This is a genomic window from Amycolatopsis sp. YIM 10 (assembly GCF_009429145.1).
Classification (GTDB): domain Bacteria; phylum Actinomycetota; class Actinomycetes; order Mycobacteriales; family Pseudonocardiaceae; genus Amycolatopsis.
Window position 1 is genome coordinate 8,443,848 of the sequence record NZ_CP045480.1, and the last position, 19,758, is coordinate 8,463,605.

1 protein-coding gene (cut by a window edge) is annotated in these 19,758 nt (G+C 72.5%); it reads right to left on the reverse strand.

Translation table 11 applies throughout. From position 1 onward, the window contains the following. A protein-coding gene (locus YIM_RS39430) for a type I polyketide synthase (RefSeq protein WP_153035205.1) crosses the window boundary here: on the reverse strand, positions 1-19,758 show its 3' portion. Its footprint extends 7,536 nt past the window's final position; only the last 19,758 of its 27,294 coding nucleotides appear in the window; the start codon falls outside the window, past its right edge — the gene reads right to left on this strand; it ends in the stop codon at positions 1-3.

Consider the following 19,758-nt stretch of genomic DNA (forward strand, 5'->3'; position numbering starts at 1 on the left):
TCACTTCCAGGAAAGGTCGGACTGGTCGTCATGGCCGTCCTGGCCGCTGAGCGCGGCCTGCACCAGGTCGTCCACCGTCATCGTGTCGATGGAGGCGCTCTCGCCGTTCTCCTCGGCTCCGCCCCCGGGCCGGGCCAGCCGCAGCAGCTGGTCGAGCATGCCGTGCTCGCGCAACTTCGCCAGTGGCACCGAGGCGAGCAGTTCGCGGACCTCGGCTTCTTCGCTGTCGCCGACGGCGCCATCGGGCACCAGCTGTTCGAGCAGGTGCTCGGCCAGCGCCTTCGGGTTCGGGTGGTCGAACACCAGCGTGGAAGCCAGGCTCAGCCCGGTCGCGGCGTTGAGCTGGTTGCGCAGCTCCACCACCGCGAGCGAGTCGAACCCGAGATCGCGGAACGGCCGGTCCTCGCGCACCGCGTCGAGATCGGCCTGTCCCAGCACCTCGGCGGCCCTGGTCCGCACCAGTTCCAGCACCACTTCGTAGCGGCGGGCCGGGGCCAGCTTCAGCACCTGCTCGGCCAGTGCCGGTTCGGCGGGCGCGGTCTCGGCGGCGGGTCCCTGCGCGGGAGCCAGCTCGCGCATCAGCGGGCTGGGGCGGAAACCACCCGAGGCGAAGCGGCTCTGGTCGACCGCGGCCACCACCGCGGTCGGCTCGCTCTCCGCGGCCAGCTGCCGCAACACCTGGCAGGCCAGCTCGGGTTCCATCATCGCCACCCCGGCCCGGCGCGCGGTTTCCACGGCCTGGTCGGTACCGGCCATGCCGCCACCACCCCAGGCGCCCCAGGCGATCGAGGTGGCCGCGTGGCCGTCGGCCCGTCGTCGCTCGGCCAGTGCGTCGAGCACCGCGTTCGCCGCGGCGTAGTTGGCCTGACCGGGGTTGCCGATCGCCGACGACGCCGAGGAGAACAGCACGAACGCGGACAGGTCCAGCTCCCGCGTCAGCTCGTCGAGCAGGAGCGCCGAGTCCACCTTGGTCCGGAACACGTCCTGGAACCGGTCGGGGGTGAGCCGGTCGAGCACGCCGTCGTCGAGCACACCGGCCGCGTGCACGACACCGGTCAGATCCGGAATGTCGCCAAGGAGTTCAGTCACCGCGGCGCGATCGGCGACATCGCAGGCGGCGACGGTCACCGCCGCGCCGAGCCCGGCCAGTTCGGTCCGCAGTTCCTCGGCGCCCGGCGCCTCCGGTCCGCGACGGCTGACCAGCACCAGGTGCCGTGCCCCGGCCTCGGCGAGCGTGCGGGCCACGTGCCCGCCCAGCGCGCCGGTGCCACCGGTGATCAGCACGGTCCCGCTCGGCTCCCATTCCCGGGCCGGCGTCGGCGCGGGAGCCGGGAGCAGCCGCCGTCCGAAGATGCCGCTGGTCCGCACGGCCACCTGGTCCTCGGCGTCCAGTCCGGAAAGGACGGACGTGAGACCGCGGACCACCCGGTCGTCGAGCTGGGCCGGGACGTCGATGAGCCCGCCCCAGCGTTCCGGGTACTCCATCGCGGCCACCCGGCCGAGGCCCCACACGGCGGCCTGCTCCGGGTTCGGCACCGTTTCCGAGCGGCCCACCGAGATCGCCCCGCTGGTCAGGCACCACAGCGGCGCGGTGATGCCCGCGTCGCCCAGCGCCTGCACCAGCGTCGCGGTCAGCAGCACACCGGCCGGAGCGCCGCCACCGGCCGATTCGGCCAGTGCCAGCAGGGAGACCACGCCCGTGAACGTGGTGCCGCTGTGCGCCTCGAGCGCTTCGGCGACCTGCTCGCGATCCGGCGCGTCGACCTCGACCCGGATGAACTCGGCATCGAGCGCGTCCAGCATCTCACCTCGCCCGGCCGGGACCACCGCGAGCCAGGTGCCGTCGAGCCGATCGGTCTTCTTGCCGCCCAGCGGCTTCCACCCGATCCGATGCCGCCAGCTGTCCACAACGGACTGGTCCTCGCGCTGGCGCCGCCAGTCGAGCAGTGCCGGGAGCACCTTCGACAAGGATTCGCTGTCGACGTCGAGCACCGACTCCAGCGAAGCGAAGTCCTGCTGCGCCACGGCTTCCCACAGGCCCTGATCGGAAACGCCGTCGGTCTCCACCTTCGGCGCGGTCGGCACGGCGTCCGGCCAGTACCGCTGCCGCTGGAAGGCGTAGGTCGGCAGGTCCAGCCTGGCCGCGCCGACCCCGGCGAAGAACTCGCGCCAGCCGACGCGCACGCCACGGGTGTGCACCCTGGCCAGCGCCGAGACCAGGCTGTTCTCCTCACCGCGGTCCTTGCGCAGCACCGGGACCACCAGCGCCTGCGCCGAAATCGACTCGCGGGCCATCGCCGACAGCGCCGCGTCCGGGCCGAGTTCCACGTAGGTGGCCACGCCCCGGCCGTCCAGGTTCCGCATGGCGTCACCGAAGCGCACCGCGTCCCGCACGTGCCGCACCCAGTACTCGGGCGAGGTCACGTCGCCTTCGGTGGCGATCGGGATGCGCGGCGCCGAGTAGGTCAAGCCCTCGGCGACCGTGCGGAACTCGTCGAGCATCGGGTCCATGTGCGCCGAGTGGAAGGCGTGGGACACCTTGAGGCGCTTGGCCTTCCACGGTTCGGCCACCTTGTCGACCAGCTCCGCGTCCCCGGCGACGACCACCGAGTTCGGCCCGTTGACCGCGGCGATAGACACCCCGTCGACCAGGTACGGCAGCACGTCCTCCTCGCTCGCCTGGAGCGCGGCCATCGCGCCGCCGGCGGGCAGGGCCTGCATCAGGCGAGCGCGGGCGGACACCAGCGCGCACGCGTCGTCGAGGGTCAGCACCCCGGCCACGTGGGCCGCGGACAGCTCGCCGATCGAATGCCCGGCGAGGAAGTCCGGCTTGATGTCCCACGACTCCAGCAGCCGGTACAGCGCCACCTCGACGGCGAACAACGCGAGCTGCGCGTGCCCCGTCTGGTTCAGCGCCTCCTGGTCGTCGCCCCACATGACGTCGCGGACGTCCAGGCGTTCCAGCACTTCGTCGAGCGCCGCGGCGAACACCGGGAAGCGGTTGTACAGCTCCCGGCCCATGCCGATCCGCTGCGCGCCCTGCCCGGTGAACAGGAACGCGAGCTTGCCGGAGCGGGCCGCTTCGTCGCGCACCACGTGCGGCGCGACCGCGTCCTCCGCCAGCGCGACCAGGCCGTCGACCAGTTCACCCTGCTGACCGGCGAGCACCACCGCGCGGTGTTCGAAGGAGGCACGGGTGGTCGCCGCCGACAACGCGATCCCGGCCAGGTCGTCGTTCTCGCGCGCCAGGTCGAGCAGCCGGTTCGCCTGCGCCCGCAGCGCCGCCGGGGTGCGGCCGGAGACCAGCACCGGCATCACCTCGGGCTTGCGCTCGGGTGCGACCGCCTCGGTCGGCGGCACGGTTTCGGCCTGCTCCAGGATCAGGTGCGCGTTGGTCCCGCTGGCACCGAACGAGGAAACCCCGGCCCGGCGCGGGCGGCCCACCTCCGGCCACGGTGTGGTCTCGGTGAGCAGCCGGACCGAGCCCGCGCTCCAGTCGACCTGGGTGGTCGGCCGGTCCACGTGCAGCGTCCGCGGCAGCTGGCCGTTGCGCATGGCCATCACCATCTTGATCACGCCCGCCACGCCCGCGGCCGACTGCGTGTGGCCGATGTTGGACTTGATCGTGCCCAGCAGCAGCGGCTGCTCACGATCCCGGCCGTAGGTCGCCAGCAGCGCCTGCGCCTCGATCGGGTCGCCCAGCTTGGTGCCGGTGCCGTGTGCCTCGACCGCGTCCACATCGGACGTTCCCAGCCCGGCGCCGGCCAGCGCCGCCCGGATCACCCGCTGCTGGGACGGACCGCTCGGCGCGGTCAGTCCGTTGGAGGCACCGTCGGAGTTGATCGCCGAGCCCTTGACCACGGCGAGCACCTCGTGCCCGTTGCGCCGCGCGTCGGACAGCCGCTCGACCACCAGCATGCCAACGCCCTCGGACCAGCCGGTGCCGTCCGCGGTGTCGGCGAACGCCTTGCAGCGGCCGTCCTCGGACAACGCGCCCTGTGCGCTGAACTCGACAAAGCCCACCGGGGTGGACATCACCGTCACGCCACCGGCCAGCGCGATCGAGCACTCGCCGTTGCGCAGTGCCTGCGCGGCCAGGTGCAGCGAGACCAGCGACGACGAGCACGCCGTGTCGACCGAGACCGTGGGGCCCTGGAAGCCGAAGGTGTAGGCGAGACGGCCGGAGAGCAGGCTCGCCGACTGCGCGGTCTGCCACTCGTGCCCGGCGGTCTCGGCGGGCAGGCGGTACTCACCGCTGCCGCCGCCGATGAACACCCCGGCGTCGGTGCCACGCAGCGTGCCGGGATCGATCCCGGCGCGCTCCATCGCCTCCCACGCCGACTCGAGCAGCACGCGCTGCTGCGGGTCCATCACCAGCGCCTCGCGCGGTGAGATGGCGAAGAAGTCCGGGTCGAAGTCCGCCACGTCGTAGAGGAATCCGCCCTGGCGGGTGATGCTCTGCTTGGCACCGAACAGCTTCTCGAAGTCCCAGCCACGATCGGCGGGCATCTCGCCGACGGCGTCCACGCCACCGGTGACCAGCTCCCACAGGTCCTCCGGCGACCGCACCCCACCGGGGAACCGGCAGGCCATGCCCACGATGGCGATCGGGTCGTCGGTGACCGCTCCGGTCACCTGCACCACGTTCGTCTGCTCGGCGCCGGTGCCCAGCAGCTCTTCGAGGAGGTAGGCGGCCAGCTCCGCCGGGGTCGGGTAGTCGAAGACCAGGGTCGCGGGCAGGCTCAGCCCGGTTTCGGTGTTGAGCTGGTTGCGCAGGTCGACCGAGGTCAGCGAGTCGAAGCCCAGGTCGCGGAACGGCGAGCCGTCCTCGATCGCGTCGGTGGTCGAATGCCCGAGCACCACGGCGATCTTCGCCCTGACCACGGCCAGCAGCGCGTCGGCCCGGTCCTCGGCGGGCAGGGACAGCAGCCGCTGCCGCAATTCCGAAGAATCCACATCGGACTCTTCCGCCGCCGAAGCCTCCGGCAGGTCGGCGAGCAGCGGACCCGGCAGCGAGGGTGCGAAGGTCTCCCACCGCACGTCCGCCACGGTCACCGAGGTGTCCCCGGCGGCCACCGCCCGGCCCAGCGCGGCGAACGCCAGCTCCACGTCCATCCCGGGCAGCCCGCTCAACCGCAGGTGCCGCCCCAGCTGGCTTTCCGGCGTCTCCGCGAACGGTCCCCAGGCCAGGTGCAACGCCGTCGCACCACGGGCGCGCCGGGCGCGGACCACCGCTTCGGCGTAGGCGTCCACGGCGGCCTGCGGACCACGGCCGCGCACCCCCCAGACCCCGGCGATCGAGCCGAGCACCACAAAGGCGTCCAGCGGCCGGTCGCCGGCCAGTTCGTCCAGTTCGCGCACGCTTTCGAGGTCTTCGGCCCCGGCGTGGACCACCGCGGTGACGTCGTGTTCGGCCAGGTCGGCGGCGGTACCGGTGATCACCGTGGCACCACCACGCGCCAGCCAGGTGGCCAGCTGCTCGTTCCCGCCGATCAGCAGGACCGTGCCTTCCGGCGTCCACGAACCGGCCGCCCCGGCTGCCCGGACCAGGCGCCTGCCGAAGATCCCGTGCTCCCGCAACGCGATCTGGTTCTCGGTCCCGGCGAGCACGGCGGCGAGCCCGTTCGCGGTGGTCAGGTCGACCAGACCACCCCAGCGGTCCGGGTGCTCCAGCGCGGCGACCCGGCCCTGGCCCCACACCGCGGCCTGGCCGAAGTTCTCCGCGACCTCGTCACCGACCGCGACCGCACCCCGAGTCACGCACCACAGCGGCGCGGTGACGCCCGCTTCGCCGAGCACCTGCAACTGTTCCGCGGGCCAGGCGTGGTCGGGTACCTCGCTGCCCTCGGTCGCCAGCAGCGAAACCACCCCGTCGAACGACGAGTCGTTGACCTCCAGCAGCAATCCGGCGAGTTCGGCGCGGCTGCGCACGTCCAGGCAGACCGTGTTGCCGCCCAGCGCCTCCACCACGTCGGAGGTCCACTCGTCCTCGGCCGTCTCCGCCGGGAGCAGCACCAGCCAGCGGCCGGCCAGCTCGGTTCCGGCGCTGATCGGCGTCCACACCGTCTCGTAGCGCCAGCCGTCCACAACGGACTGTTCGCGGCGACGGCGGCGCCAGGACGACAGCGCCGGGACCATCGCGGTCACCGTCTCGCCGTCCAGCTCCAGGGTCGACGCCACCGAATCGACGTCCGCGCGGTCGACCGCGGCCCAGAACTCCGCGTCGGCCGGATCGGCCTCCGGCGGGCCCATCGCGATGGTGCCCTCCGGCCAGTACCGCTCGCGCTGGAAGGCGTAGGTCGGCAGCTCGACCCTCGACGCGCCGGTACCGGTGAAGTAGTTCGCCCACTCCACGTCGACGCCGTTCGCGTGCAGCGTGCCCAGCGCGGCGGTGAGCGCCAGTTCCTCGTCGCGGTCCTTGCGCAGCAGCGGGACCACCAGCGCCTCTTCGGTGACCATCGCGGCCAGCACCCCGTCCGGGCCCAGCTCGATCATCGTGGTGACCCCGGCTTCGGCCAGCGTGCGCACGTTGTCCGCGAACCGCACGGTGTCGCGCACGTGGTTCACCCAGTAGTCCACTGTGGTCACGTCGCCGGTGGTGACCACCGGGATCCGCGGCTCGTGGAAGGCCAGACCTTCGATGGCGGCCCGGAAGTCGTCCAGCATCGGGTCCATCAGCGGCGAGTGGAACGCGTGGGACACCTTGAGGCGACTGGTCTTCTCGAAGCCGGCCGCGATCTCCAGCACTTCGGCCTCGTCACCGGCGATGACCACGGACGACGGCCCGTTCACCGCGGCGATCGAGACGCCCTCGGTCAGGGTGATCTCGTCTTCGGTCGCCTTGATCGCCACCATGGCACCACCGGTCGGCAGTGCCTGCATCAGGCGAGCACGGGCGGCGACCAGCGTGCACGCGTCTTCCAGGCTGAGCACCCCGGCCACGTGCGCGGCGGCGATCTCACCGATCGAATGCCCGGCGAGCCGGTCGGCCCGCAGACCCAGGTGAGTGGCCAGCCGGTACAGCGCCACCTCGATGGCGAACAACGCGGGCTGGGCCCAGCCGGTCTGCTGCAGCAGTTCCGCGTCCTGGCCCCAGACCACCTCACGCAACGGGCGGTCCAGTTCCACGTCGAGGTGCGCGGCCACCGCGTCGAAGGTGTCCGCGAAGACCTCGAACCGGTCGTACAGCTCACGCCCCATGCCGATCCGCTGTGAACCCTGGCCGGTGAACAGGAACGCGGTCTGCCCGTCGCCCCGCCGCACCGACGCCCGCGCGCCCTCGGTCACTTCACCACCGGTGACCAGCAGCACCGCACGGTGCGCGAAGGCCGAGCGGGTGGTCGCGAGCGAGTACGCGATGTCCACAGTGGATTCTTCGGGGTGCCGGGCGGCGAAGTCGCGCAGGCGCTCGGTCTGCGCGGCGAGCGCCTCCTTCGTCCGGCCGGAGACCAGCCACGGCACCACGGTCGGCGTCACCGCCGCCGGGGCGACTTCCGCCTCGATCACCGGCGCCTGCTCCAGCACCACGTGCGCGTTGGTGCCGCTGACCCCGAACGCCGAGACCCCGGCACGGCGCGGGTGGTCGCTCACCGGCCACGGCCGCGCCTCGTCGAGCAGCGACACCGCGCCCGCACTCCAGTCCACATGGGACGACGGCGCGTCCACGTGCAGCGTCTTCGGCAGCACGCCGTAACGCATGGCGAGCACCATCTTGATCACGCCGGCCACCCCGGCGGCGGCCTGCGCGTGGCCGATGTTCGACTTGATCGCCCCGAGCCACAGCGGCTCGTCGCGGTCGGCGCCGAAGGTGCCGAGCAGTGCCTGCGCCTCGATCGGGTCGCCCAGCGTGGTGCCGGTGCCGTGGGCCTCCACCGCGTCGATCTCGGCGGTGCTCACCCCGGCGTCGGCCAGCGCCTGCCGGATCACCCGCTGCTGCGACGGGCCGTTGGGCGCGGTCAGGCCGTTGGAGGCACCGTCGGAGTTGACCGCGGATCCCTTGAGCACGCCCCAGACCTGGTGGCCGTTGGCGATCGCGTCGGACAGCCGCTCCAGCACCAGCATGCCGGCACCCTCGGCCCAGGCCGTGCCGTCGGCCGCCTCGGCGAAGGCCTTGCAGCGGCCGTCGGCGGCGAGCCCGCCCTGGGTGGTGAACTCGATGAACGAATCCGGGCTGGCCATCACCGAGACACCGCCCGCGAGTGCCAGGCCGCATTCCCCGGCGCGCAGCGCGCGGGTGGCCCAGTGCATCGCGACCAGCGAGGACGAGCACGCCGTGTCGACGGTGACCGCCGGGCCCTCCAGCCCGAGGTTGTAGGCCAGGCGGCCGGACATCACGCTCGCGGTGTTGCCGGTCGCGACGTAACCCTGCACGTCGGCCGAAGCCCGGCGGAGCACGCTCGGATAGTCCTGGCCGTTGGTACCGACAAAAACGCCGGTCTGGCTGCCACGCAGCTTCGACGGGTCGATCCCGGCGCGTTCGAGCGCTTCCCACGCGGTCTCCAGCACGAGCCGCTGCTGCGGGTCCATCGCCAGCGCCTCGCGCGGGCTGATGCCGAAGAAGGTGGCGTCGAAATCGGCCACGCCGCTGAGGAATCCGGCCTCGCGGGTGGCCGAGGCGCCCTGGGCGAGCATGCCGAGGTCCCAGCCGCGGTCGTCGGGGAACGCGGTGACCCCGTCACGTCCTTCGGCGAGCAGCTCCCACAACTCCTCCGGCGAGGTGACCCCACCGGGGAACCGGCAGCCGATCCCGACGATCGCGATCGGGTCGTCGTCGACCGGCCGGGTCGCCACCGCGGTGGTGACCGGCTGGTCGACCGCACCGAGCAGCTCGCCCAACAGGTGCTCGGCGAGCGCCCGCGGCGTCGGGTAGTCGTAGATCAGCGAGGCGGGCAGGGTCAGGCCGGTCGCGGCGGCCAGGCCGTTGCGCAGTTCCAGCGTGGTCAGCGAGTCGAAGCCCAGATCGCTGAACGCCCGGTCCGGCTCGACCTCGCTCGCGTCGGCGTGCCCGAGCACCGCGGCGACCTGCGTCCGCAACATCTCCAGCACCTTGCGCGAGCGCTCGGCCGGTGGCAGTTCCGCGAGTTCGTGCCCGGCGGGCCGCTCGACGGTGCCGGTCCCGGCGGACCCGACCTCACGCATCCGCCGCACTTCCGGCAGGTCCGCGGCGAACGGTGCCGGACGCAGCGCGGTCAGCGCCGGGTAGTAGCGGGTCCAGTCGATGTCGGCGACCACCAGCGTGGTCTGATCGTGCTCGATCGCCTGCTTCAGCGCGGAGATCGCCGGCTCGGGCGCCATCGGGCTGAGCCCGCCGCGCCGCAGCCGGTTCGCCACCGCGTCAGCCGAGTCGGCGACCATGCCGCCCTCGGCCCACGGGCCCCAGGCGATCGAGGTCGCGGGCAGGCCGAGGCCACGGCGGTGCTCGGCGAGCGCGTCGAGATAGGCGTTCGCGGCGGCGTAGTTGCCCTGGCCCGCCGCGCCGATCACGCCGGCGGTCGAGGCGTAGAGCACAAACGCCGACAGCTCGCCGGTCAGCTCGTGCAGGTTCTTCGCGGCGATCGCCTTGGACCGCATGACCGCGTCGAACGACTCCGGGGTGAGCGCGTCGACGAGCCCGTCCTCGACCACTCCGGCGGTGTGGATCACCGCGCTGACCGGGTGTTCGGCGAGCACCGCGGCCAGCGCGTCCCGGTCGGCGACGTCGCAGGCCTTGATGGTGACGCGCTCGTCCGCGAGATCGGCCGCACCGGGTGCGTCCGGCCCGCGACGGCTCAGCAGCAGCAGGTGCTCGGCGCCGTTGTCCAGCAGCCAGCGCGCGATGTGCCTGCCGAGACCACCGGTGCCACCGGTGACCAGCACCGTGCCGCTCGGCTCGAAGCTGGTGCGTGGCTCGGGACCGGCGGGCCGGTGCACGAGCCGCCGGGCGTAGACCCCGGACGGCCGCACGGCGACCTGGTCCTCATCTCCGGCGAGCACACCCGGCAGTCGGCGCAGCGTGGCGCGGTCCAACTCACCGGGCAGGTCGAGCAGACCACCCCAGCGGTCGGGGTGCTCCAGCGCGACCACCCGGCCGAGGCCCCAGATCGCGGCCTGCTCCGGCTCGGTCAGCGCTTCCGACCGGCCCACCGACACCGCACCGGTGGTGACGCACCACAGCGGCGCGTCGATGCCGGTGTCGCCCAGTGCCTGGACCACGGCGGCGGTGGCGGTCAGGTCCACAAGGGACAGCACGCCACCGAGGCGGGTGTCCGCGACGCCCAGGTCACGCAGGCGTTCGGCCAGCGCGGTGCGGTCGTCGCCGGTGACCTCGACCAGCGTGGTCTCCACACCGAGGCCGTCGGCGATCGTGGTCGCGCGCTCGTCGGCGACCGGCGCGAGCACCAGCCACGGCCCGATCAGCGGCTTGGTGCCCGCTTCGACCGGCTTCCAGGTGACCGCGTAGCACCAGCTATCCACAGTGGACAGCTCCTGCCGCTTGCGACGCCAGGTGGACAGCGCGGGCACCATCGCGGTGACCGTGTCGCCATCAAGGTCGAGCGTCCGCGCGAGCGAGGCCACGTCAGCGCGTTCGACCGCGGACCAGAACTCGGCGTCCACCGAGTCCGCGGCGTCCACCGGGGCTTCGGCCGCGCTGGTCTCCGGCCAGTACCGCTGGTGCTGGAACGGGTAGGTCGGCAGCTCGACCCGGCGGCCACCGGCCCTGGCGAAGAACCCGGCCCAGTCGACCCGCACGCCGTGGACGTGCAGACCGGTCAGGGTGCCGAGCAGCGCGGTCACCTCGGGCCGGTCGCGGCGCAGCGCGGGCAGCAGCAGCGCGTCCTCGCCGAGGCTTTCGCGGGCCATGCCGGAAAGCACACCGTCCGGCCCGAGTTCGAGGAAGTTGCGCACGCCCTCGCCCGCCAGCCACGAGATGCTGTCGGCGAACCGGACGGTGTCGCGCACGTGGCCGACCCAGTAGTCCACCGAAGTCACGTCACCGGTGGTGGCAATGGGGATCTGCGGCGCTTCGAAGGTGATGTCCGCGATGGCGGCGCGGAAGTCGTCGAGCATGGCGTCCATGCGCGGCGAGTGGAACGCGTGCGAAACGGTGAGCCGCTTGGTCTTGCGGCCCTCGAACCGCGCCACCACCGCGTCGACCGCGTCCTCGTCACCCGAGACCACAATGGAGTTCGGGCCGTTGATCGCGGCGATCGAAACACCATCGGTGAGCGTGACTTCGTCCTCGGTGGCCTCGATCGCCACCATCGCCCCACCGGTCGGCAACGCCTGCATCAACCGGCCGCGCGCGGCGACCAGCTTCGCGGCGTCCGCAAGGGACAGCACCCCGGCGACGTGGGCGGCGGCGATCTCACCGATCGAGTGCCCGGCCAGGAAGTCAGGCTTGACGCCCCAGGACTCGACAAGCCGGAACAACGCCACTTCCAGCGCGAACAACGCGGGCTGGGTGTAACCGGTCTCGTCCAGTGCCGGGCCGTCTTCCCACATCACCTCGCGCAGCGGCCGGTCCAGCTCGGTGTCGAAGTGCGCGAGCACGGCGTCCAGCGCGTCGGCGAACACCTCGAACCGGTCGTACAGCTCGCGGCCCATTCCGGCCCGCTGGCTGCCCTGACCGGTTAACAGGAAGGCGAGCCTGCCGCGGGCGGCGGTCCCGCGCACCAGCCCGGCGCCCGGCTGCCCGTCGCGCAACGCGGTCAGGCCCCGCACCAGTTCCGCGGTGTCCTCGGCCACCACGGCGGCACGGTATTCGAAGGTCGACCGCGTGGTAGCCAGCGCGGCGGCCACATCGGTCAGGTGCTGGTCTTCCACAGTAGACAGCAGACGTCCGGCCATCGCGCGGAGGGCGTCCTCACTGCGCGCCGAAACCAGCACCGGCATCGGGCCGGACTCGGTGATGGGCGCCGGAGCCTCGACGGGCTCCGCCTGCTCGAGAATGGTGTGCACGTTCGTCCCGCTGAGGCCGAACGAGGACACCCCGGCCCGGCGCGGACGGCCGGTCTCCGGCCACGGCGTCGACTCGGTGAGCAGCTGGATCGCGCCCGTGCTCCAGTCGACGTGCGACGACGGCTGGTCCACGTGCAGGGTCTTCGGCAGCACACCGTGCCGCAGCGCCAGCACCATCTTGATCACGCTGGCCACACCCGAGGCCATCTGCGTGTGACCGATGTTCGACTTGACCGAGCCGAGCAGCAGCTGCCGGCCGGTGGCCTGGCCGTAGGTGGCCAGCAGCGCCTGCGCCTCGATCGGGTCGCCCAACGCGGTACCGGTGCCGTGGCCGTCGACGGCGTCCACTTCGGACGGATCGAGCTTGGCGTTGGCCAGCGCCTGCATGATCACCCGCTGCTGCGAGGGACCGTTGGGCGCGGTCAGGCCGTTCGAAGCGCCGTCCTGGTTCATCGCGCTGCCGCGGACCACGGCGAGCACCTCGTGCCCGTTGCGCCGGGCGTCGGACAGCCGCTCCAGCAGCACCAGGCCGACACCTTCGGCCAGCGTCATGCCGTCGGCGGCGTCGGAGTAAGCCTTGCAACGGCCGTCCTGCGCGAGCGCGCGCTGACGGCTGAAGCCGACGAACGCGCCCGGAGTCGACATCACGCTGACACCACCGGCGAGCGCGAGCGAGCTTTCCCCGCCGCGCAGCGACTGGCAGGCCAGGTGCATCGCGACCAGCGAGGACGAGCACGCGGTGTCGATGGTGACCGCGGGACCCTCCAGCCCGAACAGGTAGGACACCCGGCCGGACAGCACGCTCGACAACGTGCCGGTGATCATGTGCCCCTCGGAGGCACCGGCCGCGTCCGTGCCGCCGGTCGAGTAGTCCTGGTAGCTGGCGCCGATGAACGCGCCGGTCAGGCTGCCGCGCAGCGAAGCGGGGTCGATCCCGGCGCGCTCGAACGCCTCCCACGCGGTCTCCAGCAGCAGGCGCTGCTGCGGGTCCATCGCCAGTGCCTCACGCGGGCTGATGCCGAAGAAACCGGGATCGAAGTTGGCCACGTCGTGCAGGAAGCCGCCCTGCACCGAGTACGTGCCGCCGGGGCGGTCGGGGTCCGGGTCGAACAGCGCGCCGGCGTCCCAGCCGCGGTCGGCCGGGAAACCGGAGATCGCGTCGACCCCGCCGAGCACCAGCTCCCACAGGTCCTCCGGCGAGCTGACCCCGCCCGGGTAGCGGCAGCTCATGCCGACGATGGCGATCGGCTCGTCGTCCACGGCGGAGGTGACCACCGGCGCGATGGAGCGGCCACCGCCCTCGATCTCGCCGAGCAGGAACTCGACCAGCGCGATCGGGTTCGGGTGGTCGAAGACCATCGTGGTCGGCAGGGTCAGCCCGGTCGCCGCGGCGAGCCGGTTGCGCAGGTCGACCGCGGTGATCGAGTCGAAGCCGATCTCGCGGAAGGCCCGGTGCTCGGACAGCTCGTCGGCCGAGGAGTGGCCGAGCACGGTGGCGACCTGCGTGCGCACCAGGTCGAGCAGCACGCGCTCCTGCTCGGCGGCGGGCAGCGAGCGCAGCCGGTCGGCGAATCCGCCGTCGTCCTTGGGCGCGGCGTTCGCGGCTTCCTCGGTCAGCTGCCGGACCTCGGGGATCTCGTCGAACAGCGTGGTCGGCCGGGTCGCGGTGAACACCGGGTGGTAGCGGTTCCAGTCGACGTCGGCGATCGCCACGTCGGTGTCGTTCTCGTCGAGCGCGCGGCCCAGCGCGGACAGCGCCAGGCGGGCCTTCATGAACACCAGGCCGCTGCGGCGGATCTGCTCCGGGTCGACGCGGCCGAGGCCGAGGTCGTCGGCCCAGATGCCCCAGGACACCGCGGTCGCGGGCAGGCCGCGCCCGCGACGGTTCTCGGCCAGCGCGTTGAGGTAGGCGTTGGCCGCGACGTAGGCGCCGTGCTGGCCACTGCCCCACATGCCCGAGATGGACGAGAACATCACGAACGAGTCGAGTTCCTCGTCGATCAGCGCGTCGAGGTGCTCGGCCCCGCGCACCTTGGCGTTGACCACCTGGCCGAAAGCGTCCGAAGTGGACTCCGCGAGGCTGTGCAGGCCGATCACCGCGGCGGTGTGGATGACGTTGCGGATCTGGTGACCGTCGGCGCGCAGGCCGTCGAGCATGGCGGACACGGCGTCGCGATCGGTGATGTCGCAGGAGACCGCCGACGCGTCGGCGCCCAGTTCCTGAAGCGCCGCAACGAGTTCGGGAGCGCCCGGCGCTTCGATGCCACTACGGCTGATCAGCACGATCCGCTCCGCGCCCTGGTGCGCGAGCCAGTGCGCCACGTGCGGACCGAGCGTGCCGGTGCCGCCGGTGATCAGCGTGGTGCCGCGCGGCTGCCACTCGCGGGCGCGGTTCGGCCGCGCCGGAGCGCGGACGATCCGGCGGGCGAGCGTGCCGGAAGCGCGGATGGCGAGCTGGTCCTCACCGGCCGGGTCGGCCAGCGCGGCGGCCAGGCGCTGCCCGGCGCGCGAGTCGAGCCGCTCGGGCAGGTCGATCACACCGCCCCAGCGCTGCGGGTGCTCCAGCGCCACGGTCCAGCCGACGCCCATCACCTGCGCCTGCACCGGGTTGGTCAGCTTGTCGGAACGACCGGTGGACACCGCGCCGCGGGTCAGGAACCACAGCGGCGCCTCGCAGTTCTGCACCAGCTTGACGCTCAGCTCGAGGCCGCGTGCCAGCGCGGGCTCGGTTTCGCTGGGTTCCTCGGCCATCGACAGCAGCGACACCACACCGGTGACGCCCTCGGTGTCCACAGTGGAACCGTCGAAGACGACCCGGCGCACTTCGGCGCCGTGTTCGGTCAAGGCCGCGAAGACGTCCTCGTCCTCGACGCCCTCGGCGGTGACCAGCAGCCAGGTGCCGGAAAGCGAAGCCTGGCCACCGCTCAACGGCTTCCAGTTGACGCGGTATCGCCAGGAGTCCGCGGTGGACTGCTCGCGGTGCTGCCGGCGCCACGAGTTCAGCGCGGGCAGCACCGCCGCGAGCGATTCCTCGTCGACGTGCAGGCTGGAGGTGAGCGTCGCCAGGTCGGCGCGTTCGACGGCGGCCCAGAACGCGGTGTCCACCGGATCGGCGCCGGTCGGCTGCTCGGGCATTTGCGGCCCGCCCACCCAGTACCGCTCGTGCTGGAAGGCGTAGGTCGGCAGGGGCACCCGGCGCGCGCCGGTGCCCTCGAAGGCAGCCGCCCAGTCGACTGCCACCCCGCGCACAAAAACCTCGGCGAGCGACGTCCACACCCGGCCCAGGCCACCGAGATCGCGGCGGAGCGTGCCCGCCACCACGCCGCGTTCCCCGGCGTCGGCGAGGGTGTCCTCCACCCCGACCGTCAGCACCGGGTGCGAGCTGACCTCGATGAACGCGCGATGCCCGGCCGTCACCAGGTCGCGGACGGCGCCCGCCAGGTGCACGGTCTGGCGCAGGTTGCGGTACCAGTAGTCGGCGGTCAGTTCGGCGCCGTCGACCCATTCGCCGGTGACCGTGGACAGGAACGGGATCCGCGGCCGCTGCGGGTCGAGCCCGTGCAGGTCGCGCAGGATCTCGTCGCGGATGTCCTCGACGTGCGCGGAGTGCGAGGCGTAGTCGACCACGATCCGGCGCACGCGCACGCCTTCCGCGGCCAGGGTTTCGAGCAGTTCGTCCAGCGCCTCGGGATCACCGGAGACGGCGACCGTGCGCGGACCGTTCTCGGCGGCCAGCGAAAGCCTGCCGTCCCAGGCGGCGAGCCGCCCGGTGACCTCGTCGGCGGGCAGCGCGATCGACGCGATGCCGCCACGCCCGGCCAGTTCCCGCGCGATCGCCTGGCTGCGCAGGGCGACCACCTTCGCGGCGTCCTCCAGCGACAGCGCGCCGGACACGCAGGCCGCGGCGATCTCCCCCTGCGAGTGCCCGACCACCGCGTCCGGGATCACGCCGTAGGAGCGCCACACCTCGGCGAGCGAGACCATCACCGCGAACGACGCCGGCTGCACCACGTCGACGCGTTCCATCGACGGCGCGCCGTCCACCCCGCGCAACACGTCGAGCAGCGACCAGTCGAGATACGGCGCCAGGGCCGCGGCGCATTCGGCGATCCGCGCGGCGAACACCGGCGACTCGTCGATCAGCTGCGCGCCCATCCCGGCCCACTGGGCTCCCTGGCCGGGGAACACGAAGGTGGTGCGGGCGTCCAGGTCGGCCAGCCCGCGCACCTCGGAGGACCCGATCATGACCGTGCGGTACTCGAACTTCGAGCGCGTGGTGGCCAGCGAGAAGCCGACGTCGACCGGGCGCTCGCCCTCGACCGCGGGCAGCAGGTTGGCGATCTGCGCTTCCAGCGCGGCTTCACTGCGGGCCGACAGCACCCACGGCACCACCGGGACCGGCTGCTCGATCACCACCGGCGCGGGCTCCGCCGAAACCGGCGGAGCCTCTTCGAGCACCGCGTGCGCGTTGGTCCCGCTGACCCCGAACGAGGACACCGCACACCGGCGCGGACGACCGTTCGGCACCCACGAGGCCGGCTCGTTCAACAGGGACAGCGCACCCGAACTCCAGTCCACATGGGACGAGGGCGTGTCCGCGTGCAACGTCCGCGGCAGCATTCCGTGACGCAGCGCCATCACCATCTTGATCACGCTGGCCACGCCGGCGGCCGACTGCGAGTGCCCGATGTTCGACTTGACCGAGCCCAGCAGCAGCGGCCGCTCCGGGTCGCGCTCGGCGCCGTAGGTGGCCAGCAGTGCCTGCGCCTCGATCGGGTCACCGAGCGTGGTGCCGGTGCCGTGCGCGTCGACGGCGTCCACATCGGACGGTGCGACGCCCGCGTTCGCCAGCGCCTGCATGATCACCCGCTGCTGCGAGGGACCGTTGGGCGCGGACAGCCCGTTCGAGGCGCCGTCCTGGTTGACCGCGGAACCCCGCACCACGGCGAGGATCGGGTGCCCGTTGCGCTCGGCGTCGGACAGCTTCTCCACCAGCAGCATGCCGATGCCCTCGGACAGGGTCATGCCGTCGGCGGAATCGGAGAACGCCTTGCAGCGCCCGTCCTTGGCCAGTGCGCGCTGGCGGCTGAAGGCGATCAGCGGCTTGGGGTTCGGCATCACCGTGGCACCGGCGGCCAGCGCGAGCGTGCTCTCCCCGCTGCGCAGCGACTGGCACGCCAGGTGCAGCGCGACCAGCGAAGACGAGCACGCGGTGTCGACGGTGACGGCCGGGCCTTCGAGCCCGAAGACGTAGGACACCCGGCCGGAGAGCACGCTCGGGCTGCTGCCGGTCACCGCGTAGCCCTCGGAACCGCCGCCGTCCATGGCGCCGTATTCGGAGTAGCTGGATCCGATGAACGCGCCGGTGCGGGTGCCGCGCAGCGACGCCGGGTCGATCCCGGCACGCTCGATGGCCTCCCAGGTGGTCTCCAGCAGCAGGCGTTGCTGCGGGTCCATGCCGACCGCCTCGCGCGGCGAGATGCCGAAGAAGGCCGGGTCGAAGTCACCCGCGGTGTGCAGGTAACCGCCCGCGGTCGAGTAGGTGGTGCCCGGGTTGTCGGGGTCCGGGTCGTACAGCATGGCCATGTCGAAGCCGCGGTCACCGGGGAACTCGGTGATCGCGTCGGTGCCCTCGGCGATCAGCTGCCAGAACTCCTCCGGTGTGTTCGCGCCACCGGGGAAGCGGCAGGCCATGCCGATGATGGCGATCGGCTCGTCCGTGGTGCCGCCGTGGTTCGCCTGGTACACCACGGCTTCCGCGGCCGAGCCGAGCAGTTCGGCGTGCAGGTGGTCGGCCAGCACCTTCGGCGTCGGGTAGTCGAAGACCAGCGTCGCGGGCAGCGTCAGCCCGGTCGCGCCGCCGAGCCGCTGACGCAGCTCGACCGCGGTCAGCGAGTCGAAACCGATCTCTTGGAACGCCTTCTGCTCGCCGACCTCCTCGGCGGAGCTGTGCCCGAGCACGGCCGCGGCCTCGGCACGCACCAGCGCGACCAGGCGACGGTGCTGCTCGGCCTCGGACAGCTCGCGCAGTTCGTTGGCGAAGGTCGACGACTCGCCCGCCTGCTTCTGCTCGGCTTCGGCCAGAGCCCTGACCTCGGGCAGTTCGCTGAGCAGCGCGCTCGGGCGGCGCGAGGTGAACAGCGGGTGGTAGCGGCTCCAGTCGACGTCGGCCACGGTCACCGTCACGTCGGCCTGGACGACCGCCCGGTGCAGCTCGGTGATCGCGGGCCCGGCGTCGAGGAAGGCAAGGCCCTGGCGCAGCAGGCTGCCCGACATCTCCTCGTGGGTGGCCATACCGACCTCGGCCCACGGACCCCAGGCGATCGAGGTCGCGGTCAGTCCGCGGGCGCGGCGGCTCTCGGCCAGCGCGTCGAGGTAGGCGTTCGCGGCGGCATAGGCGCTCTGACCACCACTTCCCCACACCCCGGCGATGGAGCCGAACAACACGAACAGGTCCAGCTCGCGGTCGCCGAGCAGATCGGCGAGGTTCCTGGCACCGAGCACCTTCGCGGACATCACGTCGGCGAACTCCGGCAACCCGGTCAGCTCCAGCGGTGCGGACTGCCCGACACCGGCCGTGTGCACCACGCCGGTCAACGGCATGGCGGGCGGGATGCCGTCGAGCACGGCGGCCAGCGCGTCGCGGTCGGCGACGTCGCAGGCGACGATCTCGACCCGCGCCCCCAGCTCGGTCAGCTCGGCACGCAGTTCGGCCGCGCCCGGCGCGTCCATGCCGCGGCGGTTGGTCAGGATCAGGTTCTCCGCGCCACGACCGGCGAGCCAGCGCGCGACGGCCGCACCGAGGCCACCGGTACCGCCGGTGACCAGCACGGTTCCGCCCGCGGCGAACTCGTCGGCGGCGGGCAGCGCGTCCACCGGCCGACGCGCCAGGCGGCGGCCGAGCACACCGGTGGCGCGGATCGCGGCCTGGTCCTCGTCACCGGTGAGCACGCCGATCAGGCGCCTGAGCACGGCGGAGTCGGCCTCGCTCGGCAGGTCGACCAGACCACCCCAGCGCTGCGGGTACTCCAGTGCGGCCACCCGGCCGAAGCCCCAGACCGCGGCCTGCGGCAGCGACTCGACCTCGTCGCCCTGGCCGGTGCTCACCGCACCCCGGGTCAGCGTCCACAGTGGAGCGTCCAGGGTGCGAAGTGCCGAGATGGTCAGCGCCAAGCCGGTGGACAGCACCGGATGCGGTTCGTACGGGCGGTCGTCCAGCGCGAGCAGCGAGACCACGCCGGCGATGTCACCGAGTCCGGCCAGACGCTCGGTGATCGGGCCCTGCTCGGCGCATTCGGCGTCCAGCTCGATCTGGCGCGCCTCAGCACCGTGCGCGGCCAGCAGTTCGCGCACCTGCCCGGCCAGTTCGGCGTCCTGCTCACCGGTGAGCACCAGCCACTGACCGCTGAGCACCGGCGTGACCCCGGTCCGCAGCGGGCTCCACTTGACCCGGTATCGCCACGAGTCCAGCTGTGACTTCTGCTGGTTGCTCTGCCGCCACGAGGACAGCGCGGGCAGCAGTTCGTCCAATGAGGACTGCTGCTGCTCACCGAGGTGGAGCAGCGCGGCCAGTTCGTCGGCGTCCCCGCGTTCGATCGCCGCCCACAGCCGTTCGTCGCTGGGGTCGGCCGAGAAGGCGGGCGGTTCCGGCGCCTGCGGCCAGTAGTACGAGTGCTGGAAGGCGTAGGTCGGCAGGTCCACCCGCCGCACACCACGGCCGTCGAAGAAGCTCGGCCAGCCGACCTGCACGCCGTGCAGGTGCAGCCGGGTCAGCGCGGTCACGCACGTGGCTTCCTCACCACGACCGGCGCGCTGGATGGC